This window comes from Sphingomonas sp. Leaf257, assembly GCF_001422185.1.
Classification (GTDB): domain Bacteria; phylum Pseudomonadota; class Alphaproteobacteria; order Sphingomonadales; family Sphingomonadaceae; genus Sphingomonas; species Sphingomonas yabuuchiae.
Window position 1 is genome coordinate 1 of sequence record NZ_LMMH01000020.1, and the last position, 3813, is coordinate 3813.

Below are 3813 nucleotides of genomic sequence, written 5' to 3' on the forward strand. Positions count from 1 at the left end.
TTTTTAAATGCAAATGTATCTATAATTTCATTTCTAATTCAACTATTGATCACAATTCTTTCTACAAACTACGTCATATCAAGTCAGCCATTTTACAATTTGGTTCATAAAGTTCGAAAATAATATTAACATTCACTCGTATTCATATCAAATACATTAATTTTAATTTAACTGTATCTAAGTTACAACAGATTGCAGTGATTTTTGCTGATTTCAAAATATCTATTAATATTGATTCAAAAATACAACATGGCGTTTTTACATTCTGACATTTAAATTTGGAATTCTAATCTACAAACTACATACAAGTTCTTATTCTTTGGAAACCCGCCATAGGTTTATTAAAAAAAACATTGAAACTTAAATTAAAGTCGTCTTTTAGCAAGAATCTAGTTATTTTAATTATTTAAATAATGTTTCTACATGATTATAAGAGTTTTTTACAATATTTCCCCTATTAAGTCTATATTCTACATCTATTTCTAATGTAAACAGTACTACATGTAAAATACAACATCAAACACACTTGCAACACAAATATAACCGAAGAAGTGTAATCAAAGAGTTTCAACTACTCACCACTAGATGACGCTAAACACAATTTCTAACCTACTAAAAAACTACGTTTCTTCGGTCAAATTAAGTATAAACAGCCGATTTTGACGAGAAATTTCTATAAAATTAATAAAAAAGGAACTTTAAGACACTTGATTGACTACTTTTCTAAAAAATCTACACGTTTCTATAGCAAAAATATACTCGTGACGTGAAATAACTATTTAAAATCTAACACTATTGTCACTACGTCATCTATTTGTGAAAAATAACGAAAAAGTCACGAAATATATTTTACTAGCGCAAGCGAAATCCAACAGGCAAGATACAGTCGTTTTTGGTTTTCTAATTCAAAATTATCAACGCTCAATATAATTGTAGTAAAAAGTCATTACAAACAAACTATTAATTAGTTACAAAAGGTTCCAGATAGAGTTCTAGATACGTTAACTGACAGATACTGCCATATAAGTAGTCAAAAGTAAAAACATTTCTTTGGCATTATCTATTAGATAACTATTTTGAACATTAGCTGGAAGCTGTGAATCTAGCCATAAATATACTAAAATATTCAACACTATCTTTTATTAGATAAAAAACAGTAATTTTGTCGTAAAAATATTGAAAACATTGACAAATATGAAACAGAAAAATCGTATTTTTTTATCAGTACACGTCAGCCATCTTCTTTTCCATAGACAACAAACATTTTTCCCGCCTTTTCTTCAAAGAATTTACGTCAGTATGGTTTACCGAAAATATAAAAAGAAATACTTAAAAAAACAATTATTTCAAGAAATAAATAGTTTTGAGCGATATAACCTTGTTTTTTTATTTGTATATTTAATGAGACGCTGTTTTGTTTAAATATAATTTTAGAACTACTCAGTTCTCTAGCTAAAAAAATAGAAGGCAGTGAAGTTAAAAATATCACCAAATAAAAAAAACTTTTTACAAAAAAACAAAACCGACTTTGAAGTCGGTGTCTGCAGGTCTGTTGACTGTGTTTATTTTGCCACCGACTTCTAGAGCCACCAAAATGCCGGAGATATGGATTAACATACATAAAAAAAAAGTACGGTCGAATTGAGAACCTCCTCCTTTTTGGGAAGTCGGTTAAAAAATAATATGCTATCTACTTTAATTTAATGTTATTGAAAAACCTAATTGGCTCTATATCTACAAAATATTTTATCTTGGTTAAAAAAATATAACATAATTACTCAAGCTCTAATTTTGGGCGTAAATTAAAGTATTTACCGACTTTAATTATTTGATGTATTTTCAACTGAATACGAAAACAACCTTTTAAGTTTGCTAAAAAAATGTCTGTCATCGCAATAAATATATTCAAATAGAAAAATAAAATAAGTTTTACTAAACAATTTAGGATGTAGTACATAGAAATATCTATTATCGCAAACCATTCAAATTAAAAAGTTATAAAATTTTCGCTAAAAAGGTAACTACAAAAAAACCTGCAATTTTTTCAAAAAAAAAACAGCGTCAACACAAAACTACAAATAAAAGAACCAAGCGCAAATAATTTACGTACTTTCAAAAAAATCAAAAAGATCAATGTTTTCTCGGGATCAAAAATAGGTTATACGTATCTTTAGGCAAAGCCACACACGCCGGTTTCTGTCTTAGATCTTCCAAATTTTCAGCCCCAATTTCAAACTCCTGCATTATACTGGCAAACATGACGAAACTCATCGTAGTTACTAAAGTTTGACCAATGCACGTTCGCTTACCTATACTAAAAGGCAGGAAATGTGGGATGTTCCTCTTAACAGACCAGACTTCTTTTTCCGTCTCCGCTGGCTTGCTCGGCCTTTCCCCATCAGATTCCATGCCGGAATCACAGAAAGAATTCCTTCGAACCCTAACTTTGGTCTTTTCTAGAAACCTTGATGGGTCAAATTTCTCCGGCTCATTCCAGTATTCCTCTGAAGTGTTTAGTTCATAGTTGTTTATGAAGACTATCGTTCCTTTTTCTACGCCATATCCTGAGATTGCTGCGTTCTCCGTAGCTACATGAGGAACGATAGGGGATGAGGCGTATCTTAGACATTCTAAGACAGTTGCTTCTGTGTATGGCAAACTATGACGGTCGAGTAATGTAACAGGCCTTTTGCCTTTAGTCAAACCGTCTAATTCTGCCCTAATCTTCCTGCCGACTTCAGGGTCTCTCGCCACAGCTGTCAAACATAACATGACAAGATTACCCACCGAAGAATGACCGCCTAGAAAATCTTCAAGCATGAAGATTATAGTATTTCTATCAACCGTCGGGTCTTCATGTAAAACTTTTAGCAACCCATCTAGAAAGTCCTTTTCAGGCCCTTCTATGTCCAGATCCAATTCCCTCTGTTCTACGATCCTTGAAAGAATGAACGAGCGAATATCTGAAGACCAGTTAGACAGTTTATCTAAATGCTTCTTGTAAAAAGGTTGGAGCCACGGCAGAAAATCTAAGGCATAACCTTGGTTAATCTCCCAGAAAATTTCGTCAAAATGGTCGACGATGCGCTTGAAATCTTCGTCGTTTTCGGCGTCAAATCTCACGTTGCACATGTAGTGCGAAAACATATTCATTGCTGTAGTCATTAAGATCGGTTTTAGGTTGATGCTGGAGTCTAAAGTACGGGTTATGTTTTTAAGTGTTTGTAGCAGTTCTATGGATTCGAATGTAGCGACGTCTCCGATGCGCGCGAAGTTGTCGGTGTGTTGTTTGGGTCCACAATGGCGGCGGGCGAGATTTCTTCTTCTTAGTTGAAGGTTTGACCAATCGCATAGTGCTAAGGAATTATTCCTATCGCCAGCAAAAAGTTGATGAAATCGGATAAAGTCAGGCCGTCCGCCGAAGAATTTTCCATTTTGATTCAAGACCTCCCGGATGAGGTCCAAATTATTAACCACTAGGCATTTCGACGTTCCCAATTGCAGCGTAAAAATGTCTCCATAAGTTTTCGCCAAGTCCGTGAAAGACTGGAATGGCGATTCGTGCTTGCCCAAAAGGTGCATATTACCTATTATTGGCAAAGGTGTAGGTCCCGGCGCCTCTTTTAGAACCAAAGTCTTATTTTCACCATATTTATTGAACTTTTTGTAAGTTATGGTGTTTGAGAAATAAATTTTGTATACCGCTACCAAAAAGGCGGCGAGCAAAAAGAGTGCACTCAACATCTTATTTTTTAATAAAAAAAAAAGATTTTTTAGAGTGGCTACACCGGTGGAGGGAACGACTATTCCGGT

The 3813-nt window shown here is 33.8% G+C and carries 1 protein-coding gene; it reads right to left on the reverse strand.

The annotated features are described in order from the left end of the window. Positions 1-2130 precede the first annotated feature (2130 nt). A partial coding sequence (locus tag ASF14_RS20840) for a cytochrome P450 (RefSeq protein ID WP_236697024.1) occupies positions 2131-3813 on the reverse strand: 1683 nt, incomplete at its 5' end.